Annotated in this window: 18 protein-coding genes; 4 read left to right on the forward strand and 14 right to left on the reverse strand. The window is 62.2% G+C overall.

The window, feature by feature from the left end; all coding sequences use genetic code 11:
* Positions 1-230: 230 nt before the first annotated feature.
* Entirely contained in the window at positions 231-860 is a 630-nt protein-coding gene (locus EJ075_RS18310; RefSeq protein ID WP_095484160.1) for a histidine phosphotransferase family protein, read from the reverse strand.
* A 355-nt stretch (positions 861-1215) separates the two neighbouring features.
* Between EJ075_RS18310 and EJ075_RS18315 the strand changes: the two genes are divergently transcribed.
* Complete coding sequence (locus EJ075_RS18315; RefSeq protein ID WP_126105204.1) at positions 1216-1797, forward strand: DUF1134 domain-containing protein; 582 nt, start codon at positions 1216-1218, stop codon at positions 1795-1797.
* Positions 1798-1945: 148 nt separating this feature from the next.
* The gene (locus tag EJ075_RS18320; RefSeq protein WP_126105205.1) at positions 1946-3115 is read left to right on the forward strand and encodes a hypothetical protein; all 1170 of its coding nucleotides are present in this window, start codon (positions 1946-1948) and stop codon (positions 3113-3115) included.
* A 29-nt stretch (positions 3116-3144) separates the two neighbouring features.
* On the opposite strand, the gene EJ075_RS18325 is transcribed toward EJ075_RS18320, so the two are convergent.
* From EJ075_RS18325 to EJ075_RS18350, 6 genes are all read right to left on the reverse strand, one after another.
* A complete protein-coding gene (locus EJ075_RS18325; protein WP_126105206.1) occupies positions 3145-3948 on the reverse strand; it encodes an RNA methyltransferase in 804 nt (267 codons plus the stop codon).
* Positions 3949-4005: 57 nt separating this feature from the next.
* Positions 4006-4344 carry a metalloregulator ArsR/SmtB family transcription factor gene (locus EJ075_RS18330; protein ID WP_065011891.1) on the reverse strand — a complete coding sequence of 113 codons (339 nt, stop codon included), beginning with the start codon at positions 4342-4344 and terminating at the stop codon, positions 4006-4008.
* Positions 4345-4499: 155 nt separating this feature from the next.
* Positions 4500-5279 (reverse strand): HugZ family protein, encoded by a 780-nt coding sequence (locus EJ075_RS18335; RefSeq protein ID WP_126105207.1) that lies wholly within the window; start codon positions 5277-5279, stop codon positions 4500-4502.
* A gap of 39 nt (positions 5280-5318) precedes the next feature.
* Positions 5319-6491, reverse strand: coding sequence for a CaiB/BaiF CoA-transferase family protein (locus EJ075_RS18340; RefSeq protein ID WP_126105208.1), 1173 nt, complete (start codon positions 6489-6491; stop codon positions 5319-5321).
* A gap of 6 nt (positions 6492-6497) precedes the next feature.
* Positions 6498-7259: a 3-hydroxyacyl-CoA dehydrogenase gene (locus EJ075_RS18345; RefSeq protein WP_126105209.1), complete on the reverse strand. Its 762-nt coding sequence runs from the start codon at positions 7257-7259 to the stop codon at positions 6498-6500.
* 70 nt (positions 7260-7329) lie between these two features.
* The gene (locus tag EJ075_RS18350) at positions 7330-7866 is read right to left on the reverse strand and encodes an N-acetyltransferase (RefSeq protein WP_126105210.1); all 537 of its coding nucleotides are present in this window, start codon (positions 7864-7866) and stop codon (positions 7330-7332) included.
* Between the two features lie 274 nt (positions 7867-8140).
* Here EJ075_RS18350 and EJ075_RS18355 point away from each other — a divergent pair, with 274 nt between their 5' ends.
* Positions 8141-9130: a glutathione S-transferase family protein gene (locus tag EJ075_RS18355; RefSeq protein ID WP_126105211.1), complete on the forward strand. Its 990-nt coding sequence runs from the start codon at positions 8141-8143 to the stop codon at positions 9128-9130.
* A 1-nt stretch (position 9131) separates the two neighbouring features.
* Here EJ075_RS18355 and EJ075_RS18360 read toward each other — a convergent pair whose 3' ends face one another.
* Positions 9132-9632, reverse strand: a complete 501-nt coding sequence (locus EJ075_RS18360; RefSeq protein WP_126105212.1) for an NUDIX domain-containing protein — start codon at positions 9630-9632, stop codon at positions 9132-9134.
* A gap of 53 nt (positions 9633-9685) precedes the next feature.
* Here EJ075_RS18360 and EJ075_RS18365 point away from each other — a divergent pair, with 53 nt between their 5' ends.
* Positions 9686-10600 (forward strand): metallophosphoesterase, encoded by a 915-nt coding sequence (locus tag EJ075_RS18365; RefSeq protein WP_126105213.1) that lies wholly within the window; start codon positions 9686-9688, stop codon positions 10598-10600.
* Here EJ075_RS18365 and EJ075_RS18370 read toward each other — a convergent pair.
* The 6 genes from EJ075_RS18370 to EJ075_RS18405 all read right to left on the reverse strand — a co-directional run bounded on the left by EJ075_RS18370 (position 10590) and on the right by EJ075_RS18405 (position 20014).
* Positions 10590-11213, reverse strand: a complete 624-nt coding sequence (locus EJ075_RS18370; RefSeq protein WP_126105214.1) for a hypothetical protein — start codon at positions 11211-11213, stop codon at positions 10590-10592. The two genes, EJ075_RS18365 and EJ075_RS18370, sit on opposite strands and share 11 nt — an antisense overlap.
* 234 nt (positions 11214-11447) lie before the next feature.
* Positions 11448-12251: an alpha/beta fold hydrolase gene (locus tag EJ075_RS18375; protein ID WP_126105215.1), complete on the reverse strand. Its 804-nt coding sequence runs from the start codon at positions 12249-12251 to the stop codon at positions 11448-11450.
* Between the two features lie 99 nt (positions 12252-12350).
* Positions 12351-14129: a hypothetical protein gene (locus EJ075_RS18380; protein WP_126105216.1), complete on the reverse strand. Its 1779-nt coding sequence runs from the start codon at positions 14127-14129 to the stop codon at positions 12351-12353.
* Positions 14130-14322: 193 nt separating this feature from the next.
* Positions 14323-15999: a 2-isopropylmalate synthase gene (gene leuA / locus EJ075_RS18385; protein ID WP_164547289.1), complete on the reverse strand. Its 1677-nt coding sequence runs from the start codon at positions 15997-15999 to the stop codon at positions 14323-14325.
* A gap of 637 nt (positions 16000-16636) precedes the next feature.
* Entirely contained in the window at positions 16637-18748 is a 2112-nt protein-coding gene (locus EJ075_RS18400; protein WP_126105218.1) for a TonB-dependent siderophore receptor, read from the reverse strand.
* Positions 18749-18925: 177 nt separating this feature from the next.
* Positions 18926-20014 carry an AbrB family transcriptional regulator gene (locus EJ075_RS18405; RefSeq protein ID WP_126105219.1) on the reverse strand — a complete coding sequence of 363 codons (1089 nt, stop codon included), beginning with the start codon at positions 20012-20014 and terminating at the stop codon, positions 18926-18928.
* Positions 20015-20017 lie beyond the last annotated feature (3 nt).

Below are 20017 nucleotides of genomic sequence, written 5' to 3' on the forward strand. Positions count from 1 at the left end.
CCATGCGGCAATCCGGCAGCGTCGCGGTACTGAAAGGCACCGTAGGTCAATCCGGTAAAGAAGCCGAAAAGCCATTAGGTAAAATTTTTGCAAGAAAGGCTTATACAGAAACTACTTGATCGATTCTTCGTTCGATCTAAGTTTTAAGACTCAGTTCATTAAACTGTAGTTGTTCAGTAAGTATTGTATAGAAAAATACTTATCTGTTCTTTTCGGCCAGCTTGGCTGCCTCAGGCAACCGAAAGCACGATTTCTTCCGCGGTCGCGTGGATCGATATCGTCATATTGGCCTCGCGCGCCAGAAGCAGTGTGTAATAGGGCTGCACCGAATGCGCGTCGATCGGCTCCTCAGGCTTGTTGCCGGAATGAAGTTCCAGGAATTTGGGTGGCACGCGCAGCATCGGACCGCTCGCGGCAAGCGCAAAGCGTGGTTCGGTGTCGAGGTTTTCAAGCGTGACCGTAAGCTTGCCACCACGTGGGATGGCGGCGTTGGCGACGAGAATGAGGTTGAGCAGCAGCTTGACCTTGTTCTTGGGCAGCAGCGCACGGGTGCCGTTCCAGACCAGTTCCGGCTTCTCGTTCTTCAGGAAGGCGATCGCAACGGCCTCGGCGTCCCCCGTGTCGATCATCATGCCGGCAGAGCCGGCTGCGCCGAAGGCGATGCGGGCGAATTGCAGGCGGGCCGAAGCGTTTCTGGCGCTCTGGCGAATCAACTTCATGGCGTCTTCGTCGGCGCCGCCTTCATCGAGCAGCTCGAGCCCGTTGTTTATGGCGCCGACTGGCGAAATGATGTCGTGGCAGACCCGGCTGCACAAAAGCGCTGCGAGATCGGGTGCGGAAAGGGTGAAAAGCTCGGCCATCGGCGAAAGTCCCTGCAAAATTTCACTAAAAATGGCCGCGCGATCAATGATCACGCCTGCCCACACGAATCACGCTCTCTCCCAAGGCCTACTGAATACACAGCGCCTGAGCGTGCAGCAACAAATCCGGAATTGTCGTTATCGAAAATGGTGTGTTCACGCAGGGTGCGGATACTGCGCGGGCGACGCGAAACCGGCTCGAACCAGCCTTCTAACCGCCATCTTCATGTGAAAGCTTAATGGTTGAAAAAGGATTACGGCATAGTTTGCCCATAACAGTCATCCTTAACGGCCGCCAAAGAGCCGCACGGATGCGAGGCGTCGGCGAAGGTGCTCCCTGACGGAGATTGGAAGCATGTATTCCCGATACTACGACCGGAGCTTTTTCCGTGTCATCTCGATGGCGATCGCTCTCATGGGCCTTGTCATCTTTTCAACCTCGGCTTCGCGGGCCCAGGAGTACACCGCTCAGGAGATCGTCGATTCCGGTCATAAATTCTTCGGCGCGACATCGGGCGGGCTCGCTACCGTCGTCGAGAAGATTTTCGCCTCCTACGGCTTGCCCAATGGCTATTTGCTTGGCGAAGAGGGCTCGGGCGCGCTGATCGGTGGCCTGACCTATGGCGAAGGCACCCTCTACACCAAGAATGCCGGCGATCACAAAGTGTTCTGGCAGGGTCCGTCGCTTGGCTGGGATTTTGGCGGCGAAGGCTCGCGGGTGATGATGCTGGTCTATAATCTCGATGATGTGAACAGCCTCTACAATCGTTTCGGCGGCGTTGCCGGCTCGGCCTATATCGTGGCTGGCGTCGGCTTCAACGTGATGAAGAACAACAATGTGCTGCTGGTGCCGATCCGTACCGGCGTCGGCGCCCGGCTTGGTGTCAATCTCGGCTACCTCAAGCTTACCCAGCGCGCCACCTGGAATCCGTTCTGAGCAAGCGGTTGCCTCGCGATCTCGATTGGTTCCAGGGTTGACGATCTGGACATTGCTGCGGCAGACCCTTGCCGCAGCACTGGAATTCCGTCATGCGAACGTGGCACAGTCCATAACGGTTGTTTGCCGTCCATAACGGATAGTCACCTTGGTTCAGTCGGTCCTGTTCTTTGTCCTCGGCTTTCTCTGCGCCGGCTTTCTGGCGCTGATGATTGCCCCGGCCATCTGGCGGCGGGCCGTGATGCTGACGCGCAAGCGCGTCGAGGGCTCGATGCCGCTGACACTGGCCGAGATCCAAGCGGAGAAGGATCGCATCCGCGCCGAGTTCGCCATGTCGACGCGCCGGCTCGAGATGAGCGTCAAATCGCTGCGCGAGAAATCGGCCGAACAGCTTGTAGAGATCGGCCGCGGCCGCGAGGCACTGAAGGAACTGGCGGTCGAGCGGAAGGACAAGGAACAGGCCCTTTCCGAACTCGAGGCCAAGGGCAAAGAATTTCGGCAGCGCGAAGACCAGTTGCAGCTTTTGTCGGATCGGCTCGCTCAAGCCGAGCATGCCCTGGAAAGGCGTGTGCTCGAGCTGAAAAAGCTGGAGCACATGTATGACGACGCCAGCTTTTCTTCCAGCAGCCGTCAGATCGAACTTGTGGCGCGCGAATCCGAGCTGCAAAAGCTGGCCGACGACATTTCGGTGCTGCGCGGCCAACGCAAGGAAGCGGACAGGCGCCAACAGGAGATCGCGGCCGAGAGCAAGGCCGTGCGAGACGCGTTGAAGGCCGAAAAGAAAAGGACCGGCGAACTGGTCAAGAAGGTCGAGCGTCTGCTCGCCACGCTTGCCGATCGCGAGGACAAGCTTGACCGCCGCGAAAAGGAAATCGCGCGGCTTCGCGAAAAGTCGAAAGGCGAAAGCGTGGAAAACGCGTCGGCGGTGCGTCTCGTCGGAGTGCAAGGCAGTCAGGTCGATGCGGCCGTCAAGGGCGACCAAGACATCGAAAAAGCCATCGCCAAGCTCGACAGCGACCGGGAGCGGTTGGAGGCGAGGCTGACGGAACTGGCCCGCGAGAACAAGAAACTGAAAACGGATATTGCCGCCTTCGAGGCGTCCAAATCGGAAGGCGGCAGCGATGCGCGCCGCGCCAGCGCTGCGTTGCGCGAGCAGATGAGCGACCTGGCGGCGCAGGTCGTCGCCCTGACGGCGAAGCTCGACGGGCCGGATTCGCCGATCGCAAAGGTTCTTGCGGCACCCAAGCAATCGGGAAGCGGTGAACGCAGCCTTGCCGATCGCGTGCGGGCGCTGCAGAAGGCCGAGTCGGCGCATTGAACCCAGGCAGTGATGCTGACCTCTGCGGCTCAGGTCCTGCCTGCCGAAAAATGATGCAAGGCGATGGCTGACGCGGCGGCGACATTCAGGCTGTCGAAGCCTTCTGCCATATCGATCCGCACCGTCCGCAGGCGGGCGAGCAGGCTCTCAGGCAGGCCTTCGCCTTCGGTGCCGAGATAGAGCGCCAGCCGTTCGGTCCTTTTCGCATTACGGATCTCGGTTCGCCCGCGTGGCGACAAAGCGAACTGGCCGAAGCCCAGCCGGTCGAGCGCTGCGGTGAAGCCGCCGGTCTCAGTGAAGGAGGCGAAGGGAACTTTCAGCGCGGCGCCGACCGAGACGCGGATCGCCTTGCGGTACAGCGGATCGCAGCAGGTCGTGTCCAGAAACACCGCATCGGCGCCGAAAGCAGCGGCATTGCGAAAGATCGAGCCCATATTGTCATGGTTGGCGATGCCGACCAGCACGATGATCAACGCACGGGCGGGCAGGGTGTCCAGCAAGGCCTCGGCAGGCTGCGCCGCACCCTTGCGGCCGATCGCCAATATGCCGCGATGCATGTGAAAGCCGGCAATCCTGTCCATGACCTCGCTGGTCGCCACATAGATCGGAAGGTCCGCGGGCGCCCGGCGCAGGGTTGCATCGAGGCCGGCCAGCCGGTTTTCGAGTATGAGCACCGATTCGGCCGTGAAGCGTTCGGCGGCGAACAGCATTTCGAGCACCACCTTGCCTTCGGCAATGAAGCGGCCTTGCCGGCCGGCAAGATCGCGCTCGCGGATATCGAGATAGGCGGAGACGCGCGGGTCTTGCGGGTCGTCGATATGAATGGGACGCATGCGTTCCTCGGCAGACGAAATAGGGTCAGCGAGGGAAGAAGAACTTGGGCCGGCCGGTCAAGTCCCGGAGCGACGCGGGCGGTACGCCATCTGCGACAGCTCACCCTCGCCGAAAATCCCGTCCAGCGTGTTGAGAAGTTCGCGCACGGCATCGGATTTACAGGAATAGTAGATCATCTGCCGGTCGCGCCGGGTCTCGACGAGATCGAGCGCCCGCAGTTTGGCCAGATGCTGTGACAAGGCGGATTGGCTGAGCAGAACCTTCTCGGCGATAGCGCCGACCGACATTTCACCATCGGCCAGATAGTTCATGATCAACAGTCGTTTCTCGTTGCCCATCAGCGTCAGAAACGCAGCCGCTGATTCGGCGTTGGCGATTAGCTTTTTCGAGACCATCGATCCCCCATACCTTCCTGCTCATCCGGCGCTATGGGGGCAATAGCGTCTGATTCCATAGGCTCACTCGCGAATGTGCGCTGGCGATTCAACGCTACCGGGAAAGGGTAGAACATTTCACTCAAACCTCAAGACTTGCTTTCGACCCGACGCGATTAACTGTCGGACTGTGTTTCGTCTGCCACTCGGCCGGTCTTTGCCATGTCGACCAGAACATGCCTGAGCTCACGCGCCGTCCTCAGTGGCTCGGGGAAGAAGACCCGGCAGACATCGTCGCCCAACGCCAGGTCCATGCCGTCAGCGTCGAAGCCGGTGATGATCCAGCCGTCGCCTGCGGCCTTGGCGAAATGGCGGGCGTAGACGGCAATTGCATCGCCATGGTCGGCATTCATGTGGTCGAGGGCGGATTGTTCGCCAGCGGCAAGCTCTTCGACGATCGGCGCGGTCATGACCAGATCGGTGCGCTCGAGCAAGTAGGCCTTGCCAAAGCCGCCATTGAGACTGGCGCGCTCCGGCTCGAGGCGGAAGACCGAGAAGTCGCCAAGTCCGGCATAGAGCTTCGCCTTGGGGTTACGGTTGAGATAACGCCGTTCGGTGCGGGCGTGCTCGTCGGATCCGCGCTCAAGCCGTGCTGCCCGACAGACGAGCGTCAACCGCGGGTGCGCCAGCGGGTCGCCCTTGCCGGGCTCGCCGACAAGCAGGGAACAGCGCGGGTCTGCAAGGATCGCGCCGGTGTGGGCGGACAGCATCGATACGAGGATCAGCGGCGTGCCGTCGATATCGGTGGCGACACCAACCCTGCTGGCCAGCGGCGAACCGGTCCCAGGCTCGATCACCGCCAGCGCGCCGAAACGGGCCCTGCGGATCAGCGTCTTCGCCAGCCTGATCGCTTCGGCGTCGGTCTCGCGAATCACGTCCTTCTTTCGGTCGCCCAAAATGCTCACCGTCTTAAGCTGATTTTTGCTCTCCAGTTATCACCCTATCACACCGGATTTGACAAGGGCCTCAGTCTCGCTTGCCGAAAGGCCGAAGCGTGCCAGCACGGTCGCCGCCTGACGATCGTGAACGGCCGGCACGGCGGCAAGCGTCGGCCGGGAGCGCGAAAAGCGCGGCGCTGGGGCGGGGCGCTCAAGCGCACCCGACGTCACAAAGGCGTTGCGAGCGCGATTGTGCGGATGATCCCTGGCTTCCCTCAGCGACAGAACCGGCGCAAAGCAAGCATCGGTCGCAGCAAAGAGCCGGTCCCAGTCGTCCCGTGTCTTCTGCCGGACCCGATCGACAATCGCGGCACGCATCTCTGGCCACAAGGTCCTGTCGTATTGGCCGCGTACAAAACGCTCGTCGAGCGGTAGCAGTCTTGCGAATTCGGCGAAGAACCGGGGTTCAAGGCAGCCGACGGCGACATGCCGTGCGTCCGCCGTCTCATAGGTGTCGTAAAAGGGCGCGCCGGAATCGAGCAGGTTCGCGCCGCGTCTGTCACTCCACAGGCCCGCCGCCATCAAGGCGTGCATAGGTGTCGTCAGCATCGAAGCGCCCTCGGTCATCGCGGCGTCGATCACCTGGCCCCTGCCGGAGCGCGAACGCTCAAACAGCGCGGCCAGCGCGCCGGCAATCAGCATCATGGCGCCGCCGCCATAGTCGGCGACGAGGTTGAGCGGTGGGACTGGCCGGCTTCCTTCCTGGCCGATAGCGTGCAGCACACCCGAATAGGCGAGATAGGTGATGTCGTGACCGGCACGACCAGATAGCGGTCCGTTCTGGCCGAACCCCGTCATGCGGCCGTAGATCAGCGCCGGGTTGCGCGCCACTGCGGCATCGGGCCCGAGACCAAGCCGCTCCATGACATCAGGACGAAACCCTTCGATCAGCATGTCGGCCTTTTCGGCGAGGCGCAGCACCAGTTCGACACCCTCCTGGCGCTTCAGGTCAATCCGCAGCATAGAGCGGCCGTGACGGTCGATGTCATATTCGTCCGGTAGCGACAGAAACGGCTGGGTTGATCCAGCCCGCTCGATGCGCAGCACCTCGGCTCCCATCTCCGACAGCATCAGGCCGGCCAGCGGCACCGGTCCAATCCCGGCCATCTCGATCACCGTCAGACCGGCGAGCGGGCCGGTCTTCGCCAGCGGGGAGACTTCGGCACTCATGGTCGGCTACTTCGGCGCCATGCGGATGGCGCCATCGAGGCGGATGGTCTCGCCGTTGAGCATCTGGTTTTCGATGATGTGCAGCACAAGGGCTGCATATTCGGAAGGCTCGCCGAGACGGGACGGGAAGGGCACCGCGGCGCCCAGCGAATCCTGCACCTCTTGCGGCATGCCGGCCATCATCGGCGTCTTGAAGATGCCGGGCGCAATGGTGCAGACGCGAATGCCCGACCGGGCGAGGTCGCGCGCCACCGGCAGCGTCATGCCGACGACGCCGCCCTTGGAGGCCGAATAGGCCGCCTGGCCGATTTGACCGTCATAGGCGGCGACCGATGCCGTGTTGACGATGACGCCGCGCTCGCCGCCCTCCAGCGGCGCAAGCTTCGCGGCCCGGTCGGCGACGAGGCGGATCATGTTGAAGGTGCCGATCAGATTGACCTCGATCACATTGCGGTACTGGTCGAGCGGATGCGGGCCGTCCTTGCCGATTGTCTTCACGCCGATGGCGATGCCGGCGCAATTAACCAGGATACGGGGTTCGCCGAGCGTTTTTGCCACTTCCGCCACGCAAGCAGCAGCGCCGTCGGCGCTGCTCACGTCGCATTGGACGGCGATGCCGCCGATATCAGCCGCAACCTTCGCCGCACGGTCGATGCCGAGGTCGAGGATGGCAACGCCGGCGCCCTTCGCGGCCAGCGCCCGCGCCGTCGCCTCGCCGAGGCCGGAGCCACCGCCGGTGACGATCGCAATCTGGCCGTTAGGGTTCATGCCGGCGTCCTCCATCCTGCCGGCCATATGCTACGAAGCCCGACAGAACGGCGCAACAGCATCCGGATGGTCACGCCATCGCGGCGACGTGCGCGGCAACCCTTGCCTGATCGGCGTGGCAAACCTCCCCCACCAGCCTTGACACCGCGCCCGGCACGATCTCGTGCGACAAAAGCCGGTCGAGATCGACCGGGCGCGGCATGGAGATTTGCCCACGCGGGATTCTCTTGAAGCCGAGCGGGCCGTAATAGGGCTCGTCGCCAACAAGCATCACGGCAGGCATGCCGGCCTTGGCGGCGGCTTCCAGCGCGATTGCCACCAGCCGGCGGCCGATACCGAGATTCTTGAAGGCCGGCCGCACGGCAAGCGGTCCGAGCATCAGCGCGCGGCCGGCGCCTGCCGCGATACGCGTCATGCGCACCGAGGCGACAACGATATCGCCATCGACGGCCACGAAGGACAGGGTGCGTTCATGCGGGCCGCCCTCGCGGATCTTGTAGGCGCCCAGCACGAAACGGCCCGGCCCGAAGGCTTCGTCGTTGATGGCTTCGATTTCGAGGTCATGCGCCGGAGTTTCCGGCAGGTATTTCACGTCGGCAAGGCTCATGGTCTTTGCGTTCCGGTATACGGGGAAAGGTTTGCTGCAAACGGCAGCGTTCGCCAGTCAGCGCTTTATCAAGCGCGGGCGCCCTTTCGTCGTCGGTCGAACCGGATCAAAGCAAAGTCGAACATGCGGATTGTCCGCTAGCATCAATTTCCAGCCGCTGCAATCGGCCGTTTTCGCCTGCCGTTTCGCCCAAGTGACGGTCTGTTCAGCACATGACGACTTCGGCAGCGCCGCCTTGCGCCTAAATGATGAGGAGGACGCAAGGAGATTTAGTATGGGACTGCTGGTCCAAGGCAGGTGGCATGATCGCGGGTACGACACCGCGGACAGTGGTGGCAAGTTCATGCGGGCACAGTCGCAATGGCGCGATTGGGTCACTCGCGACGGCGCACCAGCCGAGGGCCGCAAGCGCGGCTTCATGGCCGAGCCCGGTCGATACCATCTCTATGTCTCGCTTGCCTGTCCCTGGGCGCACCGGACGCTGATCTTCCGCGCGCTGAAGAGGCTCAAGGACGTGATTTCAGTCTCGGTCGTCCACCACTTCATGGGCGCCGATGGCTGGACGTTCCTGACCGAGGACGGCGCCACCGGCGACACGCTCTACGGGCTCGATTTCCTGCATCAGATCTACACCAAGGCCGATCCCGCTTATTCCGGCCGCGTGACGGTGCCGGTTCTATGGGACAGGCAAGAACAAACAATCGTCTCCAATGAGTCCTCCGAGATCATCCGGATGCTCAATTCAGCCTTCGACGAATGGGGCGATGCCAGCCTCGACTTCTATCCGAAAGCACTGCGCGGCGAGATCGACGCCGTCAATGCGCTGGTCTATCCCTCAGTCAATAACGGCGTCTACCGGGCCGGCTTCGCCACCACGCAAGCGGCCTATGAGGAAGCGTTTGGCGAATTGTTCTCGGCGCTCGACCAACTCGAGGACCGTCTGTCTCGCCAGCGTTATCTCGTCGGTCACCGCATTACAGAGGCCGATTGGCGGCTGTTCACCACGCTGGTCCGCTTCGATCCGGTCTATGTCGGCCATTTCAAGTGCAACCTGCGCCGCATCGCCGACTATCCGAACCTGTCGAACTATCTGCGCGACCTCTATCAGGTCCCTGAAGTTGCAGGCACGGTGAGCCTGCACCACATCAAGGCGCACTATTATGGCAGCCACGAAACGATCAACCCGACGGGCATCGTGCCGGTCGGACCGGAGCTGGACTACGCGGCGCCACATGATCGGGTGCGGTTCAGGAAAGCGGCGTGATCTACCAGTAGGGCGACGCCGCCGCGCCGCCAAAAATCTCGGCAATCCGCCGCAACGTGGCCGGCGTCGTTCCTTCCGGCAGGCGGTCAAGCGGAAAGAAACCGGCCGCGGCGATCTCGCGGTCCGGGAGCTTCGGCGCCGTCTGATTGAACTGCTCGACCAAATAGAGTCCGACATGGTCGCGGCGGCTGGCCCGCCGGTTGAAGTGCATCGATTTCAGCACCGGCGGCGCGGTCAATGCAATATTGGCCTCCTCGGAGAGCTCGCGCGCCAGCGCCTCGATCATCGTCTCGCCCAGCTCGACGCCACCGCCGGGAAGCTGCCAGCCCGGTACATAGGTGTGGCGAATGAGGTAGACGGAATTGGACGTGCGGTCGTGGACCAGGCCGCGCACCCCGAGCGTCATCGGCCGCCGCAGCACGAAATACAGATGAAACAGCCTTGCCCTGAGACCCGGCCAGCCGGTCTGGCGGAAGGCCTGCTTCGGTTCGGGCCGCGTCATCACCCACGAAACCGTGGGTGGAAAGCAGCGCGCGCGTCGCTTATGAAGAGAGGATGTTCAGGCTCGCGCATATTTCCGATATCCATCTGGGACCGCTCCCCGGTGTAACCTATCGCGATCTCGCCTCCAAGCGCGTGGTCGGTTACGTCAACTGGCAGCGCAACCGCCGCCGCCACATGCGCGATGCCGTCATCGACACCATCGTCGCCGATATCAAGGCGAGCGCACCGGATCACCTTGCGGTCACCGGCGATCTGGTCAATCTGGCGCTCGACGGTGAGATCGAGATGGGCAAGCACTGGCTGGAGACGCTGGGTTCTCCCGATGATGTGTCGGTCGTTCCGGGAAACCACGACGCCTATGTGCCTGGCGCCTTCGACAAGGCCTGCCGGTCGTGGACGGCGTGGATGACCGGCGACGGCGTCAATACGCCGGTAGACCGCGACGCCTTTCCCTATCTGCGCGTGCGTGGCAACGTCGCGCTGATCGGTGTGACGACGGCGCGGGCCACGGCTCCGTTCATGGCCAACGGCTTCTTTCTGGAGGATCAGGCGGAAAGGCTGCGCGGAATACTCGATGCCACCGCCAAGCGCGGGCTGTTCCGGGTGATCATGATCCACCATCCGCCGGTGCGCGGCGCCGTTTCGCAGCCCAAGCGGCTGTTTGGCATTGCCCGCTTCCACAAGATCGTTCAGCGGCACGGGGCCGAGCTTGTGCTGCACGGCCACTCGCACGAGCCGACGCTGTTCTTCATCGGCGGGCGCGGCGCCAAAATTCCGGTGGTCGGCGTCGCCGCCGCAGGGCAGGCGCCAGGCGGCAGGCACCCAGCGGCGCAATATAATCTGTTGGAGATCGATGGCGAAAAGGACAACTGGCGGATCAGGCTGACGCGACGCGGCCTGACCGGCCCGGCCATCCCGCCTTCCGATCTGGAGGTTCTGGAACTTGGCGCGAACGCTATGGCCTGAAGCTCAGTCCCATCGCAACGAGGCGGTCCCAGAACAACACGATCGATACAGCCAGTCCGACCAGGGCGCCGGCGGCGATCAGGCCGAGACCGGAGAGGAAGGCCGACCAACCCTTGCCGCGCCGGACGGATTGCAGCGGCGGCTCGGCTTCAGGGACCAAGGCACGTTTCAGTCCGGCGACAGCCTGCTCGACCCCGCCTTCCATCATTCTCTGGCGTTCGACGACGCGCTCCGCGACGTAGCGCGTCACCTGGTCGGCAACCGGTTTCATCTCGGTCGATTCGGCAAGCATCACGCGGCCGATGCGCGTATCCCTGAGGAAGCGATAGGTGCGACGGTCGCGCCCCATGGCGACATGACTGACGGCGTCGATCCACAGGCGCGGCTGCAGCCCGGACGAGACGGCGAAGTCGAAATTGTCCATGTCGGCGGGCACGTCGGCAAAGATGGGCGCGAGTTCGGCGGCAAGCAAATCGAGCCGCATACGATGCGCCTCGCGCATGTCGACCACGACGTCGTCGCGGTCGGCGAAGGCGTTCTTCACGTCGCGGATGGCATCGGACAGTTTTCGCGACTGATCGATCTGTGTGATGTTCTCGCCTGCGTCCTTCATCGGCGTTGCCTCGCGGGTTTGGTTAACATCGAATTAACACAGCCGTTGGCAAAATGCACTTGTGTGATCGATAGGCGTTTAAAGCGCGTCGCGTCTGAAAGGGTTCATGCGACGCGCATTAAAGTCCTGTTTTTATGCATGTCGTTATCCCAAAACCGCTACGCACTTTGGGCGACATGCATTGAGCGGCTTGCCGGACAAACCAGGCTCGAAGCCGCGCTTGGCAGAGACGGATCAGTTCGCCGCGGCGGCGGATTTAGGACGAAACGGCCTGCTGCGGCGTTTCATATTGCGGCGGACGATCTCGGCGATCAGGCCGGGCGCTTCCTCGATCAGCATATGGCCAGCCTCCAACACGTGGTGCAGGTGGAAATGCGTCGGCAGACCGTCTGCCTGGGTGAAGGGCAGCACCGCGTCATCTATCCCCCAAACCACCATCACCGGCATATCAAGCGTTTCGAGCCGTTCGCGCGGGATGACGCCCTGCCGATCGCCCCTGGTCATGGCTGCAGCGATGTCGACAAGTTTCTGCAACTGGCCGGGACGGGCACGCATTTCGCCAAGAACATCCACGATGCGCTCCGAGGGCAGGCTTTGCGGTCCGGACATGGCGGCGAGGCAGGCGCGGATTTCACTCTTGCCGGCAGCGGCGGCATAACGGCGCAACAGCGGCCCATTGATCTCAGTCCCAAAACCGCCCGGCGCCAGAAGCGTCAGCGACGCTATCCTTTCGGGTTCGGCCAATGCCATCAGCACTGCCGCCGCTCCGCCCATAGAATGGCCAACGAGATGCACCCTCTTAATTCTGCGCGCGGCGAGGTCCGCAAGAACGGCCTTAGCGGCCGCCTTGGCCGGACCGCCACCCGGGAAATCGAGTGATAGCCCATGGCCCGGAAGATCGTAGGCCAGCGTTCGTGAACCAAATGCCAGTGTCGAAATCACCTCGTGCCAGTCGTCGTGGCAGCCGCCGAAGCCATGCAGGAAGACAACTGTCCTCGGGCCGGCGCCCCGTTCGGCAGTGTAAAGGGATGAAATCATGAAAATTTATGGTTTTTATGCGAATTGCGAATTGTGGCTGGATTGCGCCTTGTCTAAGGCGATGGCCAGTAAAATTTTTGCGATCTGCCGTGCTATTTTCTAGCTGGCGTTGCCGAGCCCGGCGGCACGCAAGGCCTCGACCAGCCGATCGGTCAGATCGGCGGGGTATCGCCTCTCGACAAAGGTCGCGCGCGGATCGGCAGCGAATTTCGGGAATTTGACAGTCATCTGGTCCACGAGTTCGTGCGCCAGTTGATCGCGGCCGGCTGCCTTCGCGCCGATCAGCCGCGCAGCCAGATAGTGCGATTTCGTCGGCGTCGCTTGTAACGCCTCGCTGGCAAGCGCGGCCTTGTTCATATCGCCCGTCATGAACTGGCCGACGAAAAGCCCGTAGTCCCACCAGGTCGGATGGGCGCTGGAGGTTTCGGCGGCGTGCGCAAGGATCGGTGTTCCCTCCCTGTACCTACCGGCGAAAATCAGCCCATAGGCGTAAGCTGCCGCCATGCTGAGATCGTAAGGGTTGAGTTCGTAGGCCTTATGCATCCAGCGGATCGATTCCTCCGAATTGCCGAGGCGGGAATTGAGATAGCCATAGGCACGGTGCGCATACGGGCTGGTCGGCCCCATCTGCACGGCGCGACGGGCAAGCGACAGCGCCTGTTCGATCGTTGCACCGGCTGGATAGGCGTAGTGATCTGTCGCCGTCTCGAGATGCAGGGCCGCGAGTTCCGAATAGACGAGCGACGATTTCGCATCCCGATTGACCAGGTTTTCGAGACAGCGATAGGCAGCCTCATGGGTTTTGGCGCCCTGGTCGAGATAGTACTTGTCGTTGAGCAGCAGACATTCCGTCAGGCCGGTTTGAAGGCCGCTCTGTTCGATATAGTTGTAGATCGTGCCCGAGGCGGGAATGGCCGAACTCAAAATACCGGCGACACTGTCCTCGACGGTGGTGGGTGTGCTGTCGGCGGCAGTCAAATTGCGTGACAGCAGGACCCGTCCGGTCGCCACGCTTTGAAGCTCCAGGGTGACATCGCCTGCCGTTGGTCCCGGCAAGACATCGAATACGAAGCTGATTGCATCGGTGACCGGATCGGGCGGGCCGTCGGCGTTCCGACCGATGAAGTTGACCGTATCGAAGCCGCTGAGGCCGGCGCGCAGCGATGCCGCGACGCGGGCAGCCTCGGCGCTGTCGGCTTTCACTGCAATGTAGACGAGCGGAAGGGTTTCAATCGGAGCCCATGGCGCAATGCTGCCGGTTGCCACTGCGTTTTCGATCGTCGACGCGGTATCGCTTCCCGCCAGCAATGCGCCGCTTCCCTGACGAAGGATCAGCACTCCCAGCATGGCGATGACCAGAGCGATCGCCAACCAGAAGAACTGGAGATGGCGCAGCAGCGAGGGCGCCGGCTCGCGAACGACAGGGGACATCAACGATGCGGCACGAGCGGCCATACCTGGTTCTTCGAGCGATCCCGACAAGGTGGCCGCCGCCTCGGCGTGTTCCTCCGGCGCCGGCTCGACCGGCAGGCGGATCGCGTTGAGTTCATAGGATGGAACATAGCCGCCACGCGGAATGGCGATGCGGATCGGCTCGGCAACACCCTCATTGGCGAAGTAATGCTGCAGAAGCTCGCGGAGCCTGCCCGCCTGCACCCGCACGACGGCGTCGGTCGACGGATCGAAATCGCCGTCCTTGCCGAAAACATCCATCGCGATGGAAAAGCCCTTGAGCTTGTCGGCTTCGCCTGCCTGCTCGCGCTCGACCAGATAGCGAAGCAGTTTACGCGCTCGCTCGGATCGTCCGAACGTTTCGCTGGCTAGCAATCGTTCCAACGTCTCGCGCACTGCGGGGGCGGCAGGCGTGGCATGCTGCAAGTGTCGATCCTTTCGAAGTCGGCACAGGTTAAGACGCAATCATATAGAGCCTGCACTGCCATACAAGCATGCATCCATTATGCGATCGCGTACCCCACCGGATAATTCTCCGGTGGTTAATGGTGCGAAAGACCGGAGCAAGATGATACCATCTTGGTTCATCTTGCTCCAGCTGTGAGCTTTCGACGCTTGTCTAGTCGACCTTTCGGCCGATGATGCGGTTGGCGGCGGAAACCACGGCTTCCAGCGAAGCGGCCACGATGTTGGTGTTGATGCCGGCGCCGAACAGCTTGCCGTCGGGGTGCTCCATCTCGACATAGGAGATGGCCGAGGCATTCGAGCCGCGCTGCATGGAGTGCTCCGAATAGTCGAGCACCGACATCGGCACGCCGACATGGCGCGACAGCGCGTCGACGAAGCCGTCGATCGGCCCAGTCCCGGAGCCTGATATCGTCACCTCCTTGCCGCTGTCGAGGATGACCGCCTCTACCGCACGCCGGCCCTTGGTCTCGATGTCCGGATAGGTGTGGTGGTCGAGGAACTTCAGCCGCGCGCCGGGCTGGTCGACATAGGTGTCGAGAAAGCGCTCGTAGATGCGCTTGACCGGCACCTCCTTGCCTTCGGCGTCGGTGATCGCCTGGATCGCCTGGCTGAACTCGATCTGCAGGTTGCGCGGCAGGTTGAGGCCGTAGTCCGCCTGCAGCACATAGGCTATGCCGCCCTTGCCGGACTGCGAGTTGATGCGGATGATCGCCTCGTAGTTGCGCCCGACATCGGCCGGGTCGATGGGCAGATAGGGGACTTCCCAGTACGGCGTGTTGGCCTTGCGCAACGCCTTCATGCCCTTGTTGATGGCATCCTGGTGCGAGCCGGAAAACGCCGTGTAGACGAGCTCGCCGACATAGGGATGACGCTCTGGGATCTTCAACTGGTTCGAATATTCGTAGACGTCCTTCATCCGGTTGATGTCGGAGCAATCGAGCTTGGGATCGACGCCTTGCGTGTACATGTTGAGCGCCAGGGTGACGATGTCGACATTGCCGGTGCGCTCGCCATTGCCGAACAGCGTGCCTTCGACGCGATCCGCGCCCGCCATCAGGCCGAGTTCTGTGGTGGCGACGCCGGTGCCGCGGTCGTTGTGCGGATGCAGCGAAATGAGCAGGTTCTCGCGGTTGTCGAGGTTGCGACACATCCATTCGATACGATCGGCATAGATGTTGGGTGTCGACATCTCGACCGTGGACGGCAGGTTGATGATCAGCTTGTTTTCTGCCGTCGGCTTCACGATCTCGGTGACGGCGTTGCAGATTTCCAGCGCCACTTCGAGCTCGGTGCCGGTAAAACTCTCCGGCGAATATTCGAAACGGTAGCCGCCGCCAGCCTTGGCCGCCATGTCGGTGATCATCTTGGCCGCATCAGTGGCGATCCGCCTGATGCCGGCGACGTCCTTCTCGAAGACGACGCGGCGCTGCAATTCGCTGGTCGAATTGTAGAAATGCACGATCGGGTTGGTGGCGCCCTGCAGCGCCTCGAAGGTGCGGGTGATCAGTTCCGGCCGGCACTGCACCAGCACCTGCAGCGAGACGTCGGCTGATACATTGCCCTCTTCGATGCACCAGCGGGCAAAATCGAAATCGGTCTGCGAGGCCGACGGGAAGCCGATCTCGATTTCCTTGAAGCTCATGTCGAGGAGCAGGGCGAACATGCGCGCCTTGCGCTCGTGGCCCATCGGGTCGATCAGTGCCTGATTGCCGTCGCGCAGGTCGACCGAGCACCAGATCGGCGCCTTGTCGATGACCTTCGACGGCCAAATCCGGTCGGTGAGGCCGACGGTCGGGTAAGGTTGGTATTTGCGGGCTGCCTCTGGCATGCCCCGGGCTGCCTCTGGCATGCCCCGGGCTGCCTCTGGCATGGCCTTTGCGGCACCCTTGCCGACCTCCCCACTATCTGCGTGGATTTCTTCTCGTGCGTTCATTGTCGTCTCTCCCGGCGGCTCGCGGGATCCGCCTTCAGACGGATTTGGTGCCGAGCGGCGCCTTTATCAGATGTTCATTCGCTTGATGTGACTTGCCAATTTTGAGACTGGCCAAGGAGCGTGCGCGTGAGCGGCGGTTCGACCGCCGGGCGCTCCTTCAGCGAACCCGGCGATCGCCGATAAGGCCGAGAAGCAGCAGGGTGGAAGCAAGCGCGCGCACGGTCTCGCCGGCAAGGCCGGTCTGACGAGAAGCGACGGAGGTGGCGCGGATAGTCATGGCGGTTTTCATACAGGAGCGACCGAAGAGAGGCAAGTGGCTGTCGTCCTGGCGCGCTCCGCCGTGGCCAAAGAGATCACGGCGTGCTGCCTGCGTGTCCAAGGCGGACGTTTCGCCGTCAACATGCGCCGAGGCCGAGGTCGATGGCTCCGAGACCGGAATCCGCTCGCCACGGGGGAGAACATCGGCATTACCTGGCTTTATCGGCACGGGCGCGAGGCCAGCACTGCAGGACTGCGCCGGCGACGACGGACATCAAAAGCGATAGCGCAAGCTGGCGAACAGCGAGCGGCCCTCGTCGCAATAGCAATAGCCGGCCGAGCAGATGGTCCTCTGATTATCGAACAGGTTCTTGGCGTTGACCTGCAGCTTCACGCCTTCGAGGTCGGGATTGCGGTAGCCGAAATCATAGGAGAGGGAGGCGTCGACGAAGGCGCGCGCCTCGTTCTTGAAAGTGTTGGTGTCATCGCCGTAGCTGCTGCTGGCGACGCGAACGCCCGTGCCCAGCCCCAGGCCCTCCAGCGTGCCGTTCTCGAACTGGTAGTGTCCCCAGAGCGACAAGATGTGATTTGGCGTCGCCGACAGTTCCTTGCCCACGGTTCCCTCGGCGCCGCGTTCGATTTTCACGCGCAGATAGGTGTAAGAGGCGATGACGCTGAAGCCGTTGTCGAGCGAGGCATTGGCTTCCAGTTCGATGCCGCGCGAATTCAGGTCGAGCTGACGCTGCTTGTTGATACCGGTCGAGGCATCGAACACGACGCCATCCTTCTGGTCGATGTCGAACAGGGCGGCGCTGATGGTCGCGTTGTAATCCGGAATCTCGTATTTGACGCCGATTTCCTTCTGCGTCGCTTTGGTCGGGCGGGCGACGCGGGTTATGTCGCTGTTGACGTCATCATAGACGAAACCGATGTTAGGCGAGAACGACGTCGAATAGTTGACATAGGGCGTGATGCCCCATTCCGTCTGGTAGGACAGGGCAAGCCGGCCGGAGAAGGCGCTGTCATCCTGCTTGGACTTGGTGAAGTCGGCGGCGGTGGAAGTGGTGTCGACCCAGTCGTAGCGACCGCTGGCGAACAGGGTGAAATCGTTCCACTCCATCTGGTCCTGCAAATAGACGCCGACCTGGTTCATCTCCTGCCCGCCGACGTAGGGGACCGGAGCGGCCTTGATGTCGTCGATGGAAACGTAGGACAACCCGCTGCCGGCATCATAGTCCGACCAGGCGTAGTCGATGCCGGCTATCGCAGTGTGCTTGACCGGCCCGATGTCGAACTCGAACTGCGCCATGTTGTCGACGACGAAGTTCCTCATGTCCTCGGTATAGTGGCCCCAGTAGCGCTGCAGCGGCTGATCCGGGCCGATCGAATAATTGCCGCTGTATTCGATGTCCGCGTCGACAGCGTTGTAGCGCAGGTTCTGCCGAACCGTCAGCACGTCGTTGAAACGGTGCTCGAACTCGTAGCTGATACGGCCCTGGCTCTGCGCGAAGTCGTTCCAGGCGGGATCGCCCTCGTAGACGTCCGACAGGTTGCCATAGGTCGGATTGTAGAACGCAGCCGTGCCACCGGTGACGGATTTCGAATATTCACCGAGAATAGTGAGTTTGGTGTCCTCGTCCGGCTTGAAAGTGATCGCAGGCGCCAGGTAGATCTTGTCGTCGGAGTAGCCGGGCAGGTCGGTATCGCTTTTGCGGCCGAGGCTGGTGAAGCGGTACAGAATGCTGCCGTCCTCGTTCACCGGCCCGGATGCGTCAAGCCCGGCCTGGAAGCGATTATGCTCGCCCATAAGCATTTCGACTTCGCGGTACTGCTCCTCCTTGGGACGTTTGGTGACGACATTGACGATGCCGCCCGGACCGCTGACGCCATAAAGGGAAGATGCGGGACCTTTCAGGATGGTGACGCCTTCGATGCCGTAAGGCTCCGTCTTGAACCATGCCGATGGCCCATTGTACTGGCGCAGCCCATCGCGAAACATGCCGTTATAGAAGGCTTGGAAGCCACGCAGGAAGAAGGCGTCATAACGGGTGTCGAAGCCGAAGCTGTTGGGGTTGGCGCTGGCTGTATAGCCGAGCGATTCGTTCAGCGTGCGCGGCTTCTGGTCCTCGATCTGCTTCTGCGTCACCACCGAAACGGCCTGCGGAATCCTGACGATCGGCGTGTCGGTCTTGGTGCCGATGCGGTCCTTCTTGGCGACATAGCCATCTTGCAGCAGAATCTCGTCGCTCTCGGCGTCCACCAATATTTTATCGAGGACGGTGATGTTTCCGCCGTCCTGAGCGCGAGCCGGCCCGAACTGGCTGAGCATCGCAGCGCTGCCCAGCAATGATATCCCCAAGCGCCATGTCGTCGGTCGCGTCCGCATCAACTCGTCTCCACTGTTCGGTACAGGATTGCGGTCCCGCGCTCTCAAATTTGAGTATTTTAGTCAAGTATTTTTTGCGGCTCGCGCTCGGGCTGGCCGGTGCTGTCGCCGGGTCGCAAAAACTCGTCCGGTTTTGGTGAAGCCGACTACGAATACAGGGGAAGACGCGGCAGGTCCTTATTCCCTCAGACTTCGCGCCACCAGCCGCGCCAGGCTCGGTCCGATCAGCAGCACGACGAGGAAGCGGGCCGATTGCAGCGCCATGACGAAGGAGATGTCGACGTGCTGTGCGGCGGCGGCGATGATGGCGACGCTGTCCATGCCGCCGGGGCTGGTCGCCAGGTAGGCGGTCAGCGGATCGATGCCGAGCACATGGCTGATCATGAAGCCGAGGCCGCCACAGAAGGCGATGAGAATGATGATCGAGCCAACGATCTGCGGCAGCGCCCGCGTCGCGTGCCGCAGAATCGCCCTGGTGAAATTCAGGCCGATGGTCCAGCCGATCATCGTATAGCCGAGGGCGAGCAGCCAGGGCGGCAACTGCATCGTCACGCCTAATCCTAGATGCACCGCGGTGCCGAAAACGAAGGTGCCGAGGAAGAAGGGTGACGGCAGCCTGAGCAGCTTTCCGATGAGGCTGCCGACGAGCGCCACGCCAAGTGTCGCGGCAAAGGCCATTGGATCAATCGGCGGGAACCAGATGATGGCCGGGATCTCGATGCCCGATGTGTCGACCCACATCTTTGCGACAATCGCCGCAGTCATCGAGACGAAGATGACGCGCAGATATTGCATGAAGGCGACGAGGCGCTGGTCGGCTCCGAAGGCGCCGGCCATCAGCACCATGGCAGTGGCCGCGCCCGGCGATGAGCCCCAGACCGCGGTGGTGCCGGGCAGGATACGCCAGCGGCTGATCAGCCAGCCGAGCAGGCTGGATGCCGCGACGGTCGCCACCACGGTGCCGAGGAACAGCGGCCATTCCTTGTAGAAGACCGGGAAGATGTCGGCGGAGATCGAGCCGGCGACAAGGCAGCCGATGATCGCCTGGGCGGCGCCGAACGAAGGGCGCGGCACACGCACCGTGGCGCCGTTGGTGCCGGCCAGGATCGCCGCCAGCATCGGCCCGATCAGCAGCGCCGCCGGCAAGGCGGCGAATTCCAGCGCACCGGCAAAGAGGATCGAGAAGATCAGGAGGGCCAGCCACTGCCAGGCTTTGGGCATCCGCGCCATGCGTTCGACGGTCGGCTGGTCTGGCAGGGAATCCATTTT

The sequence above is a fragment of the Mesorhizobium sp. M6A.T.Cr.TU.016.01.1.1 genome, assembly GCF_003952585.1.
Taxonomy (GTDB): Bacteria; Pseudomonadota; Alphaproteobacteria; order Rhizobiales; family Rhizobiaceae; genus Mesorhizobium; species Mesorhizobium mediterraneum.

Bases quoted from the DNA above. Each gene is read 5' to 3' on its own strand.
- EJ075_RS18310 (WP_095484160.1), bottom strand. From the start codon at position 860: ATGGCCGAGCTTTTCACCCTTTCCGCACCCGATCTCGCAGCGCTTTTG.
- EJ075_RS18315 (WP_126105204.1), top strand. From the start codon at position 1,216: ATGTATTCCCGATACTACGACCGGAGCTTTTTCCGTGTCATCTCGATG.
- EJ075_RS18325 (WP_126105206.1), bottom strand. From the start codon at position 3,948: ATGCGTCCCATTCATATCGACGACCCGCAAGACCCGCGCGTCTCCGCC.
- EJ075_RS18330 (WP_065011891.1), bottom strand. From the start codon at position 4,344: ATGGTCTCGAAAAAGCTAATCGCCAACGCCGAATCAGCGGCTGCGTTT.
- EJ075_RS18340 (WP_126105208.1), bottom strand. From the start codon at position 6,491: ATGAGTGCCGAAGTCTCCCCGCTGGCGAAGACCGGCCCGCTCGCCGGT.
- EJ075_RS18345 (WP_126105209.1), bottom strand. From the start codon at position 7,259: ATGAACCCTAACGGCCAGATTGCGATCGTCACCGGCGGTGGCTCCGGC.
- EJ075_RS18350 (WP_126105210.1), bottom strand. From the start codon at position 7,866: ATGAGCCTTGCCGACGTGAAATACCTGCCGGAAACTCCGGCGCATGAC.
- EJ075_RS18355 (WP_126105211.1), top strand. From the start codon at position 8,141: ATGGGACTGCTGGTCCAAGGCAGGTGGCATGATCGCGGGTACGACACC.
- EJ075_RS18360 (WP_126105212.1), bottom strand. From the start codon at position 9,632: ATGACGCGGCCCGAACCGAAGCAGGCCTTCCGCCAGACCGGCTGGCCG.
- EJ075_RS18365 (WP_126105213.1), top strand. From the start codon at position 9,686: ATGTTCAGGCTCGCGCATATTTCCGATATCCATCTGGGACCGCTCCCC.
- EJ075_RS18370 (WP_126105214.1), bottom strand. From the start codon at position 11,213: ATGAAGGACGCAGGCGAGAACATCACACAGATCGATCAGTCGCGAAAA.
- EJ075_RS18375 (WP_126105215.1), bottom strand. From the start codon at position 12,251: ATGATTTCATCCCTTTACACTGCCGAACGGGGCGCCGGCCCGAGGACA.
- leuA (WP_164547289.1), bottom strand. From the start codon at position 15,999: ATGCCAGAGGCAGCCCGCAAATACCAACCTTACCCGACCGTCGGCCTC.
- EJ075_RS18400 (WP_126105218.1), bottom strand. From the start codon at position 18,748: ATGCGGACGCGACCGACGACATGGCGCTTGGGGATATCATTGCTGGGC.
- EJ075_RS18405 (WP_126105219.1), bottom strand. From the start codon at position 20,014: ATGGATTCCCTGCCAGACCAGCCGACCGTCGAACGCATGGCGCGGATG.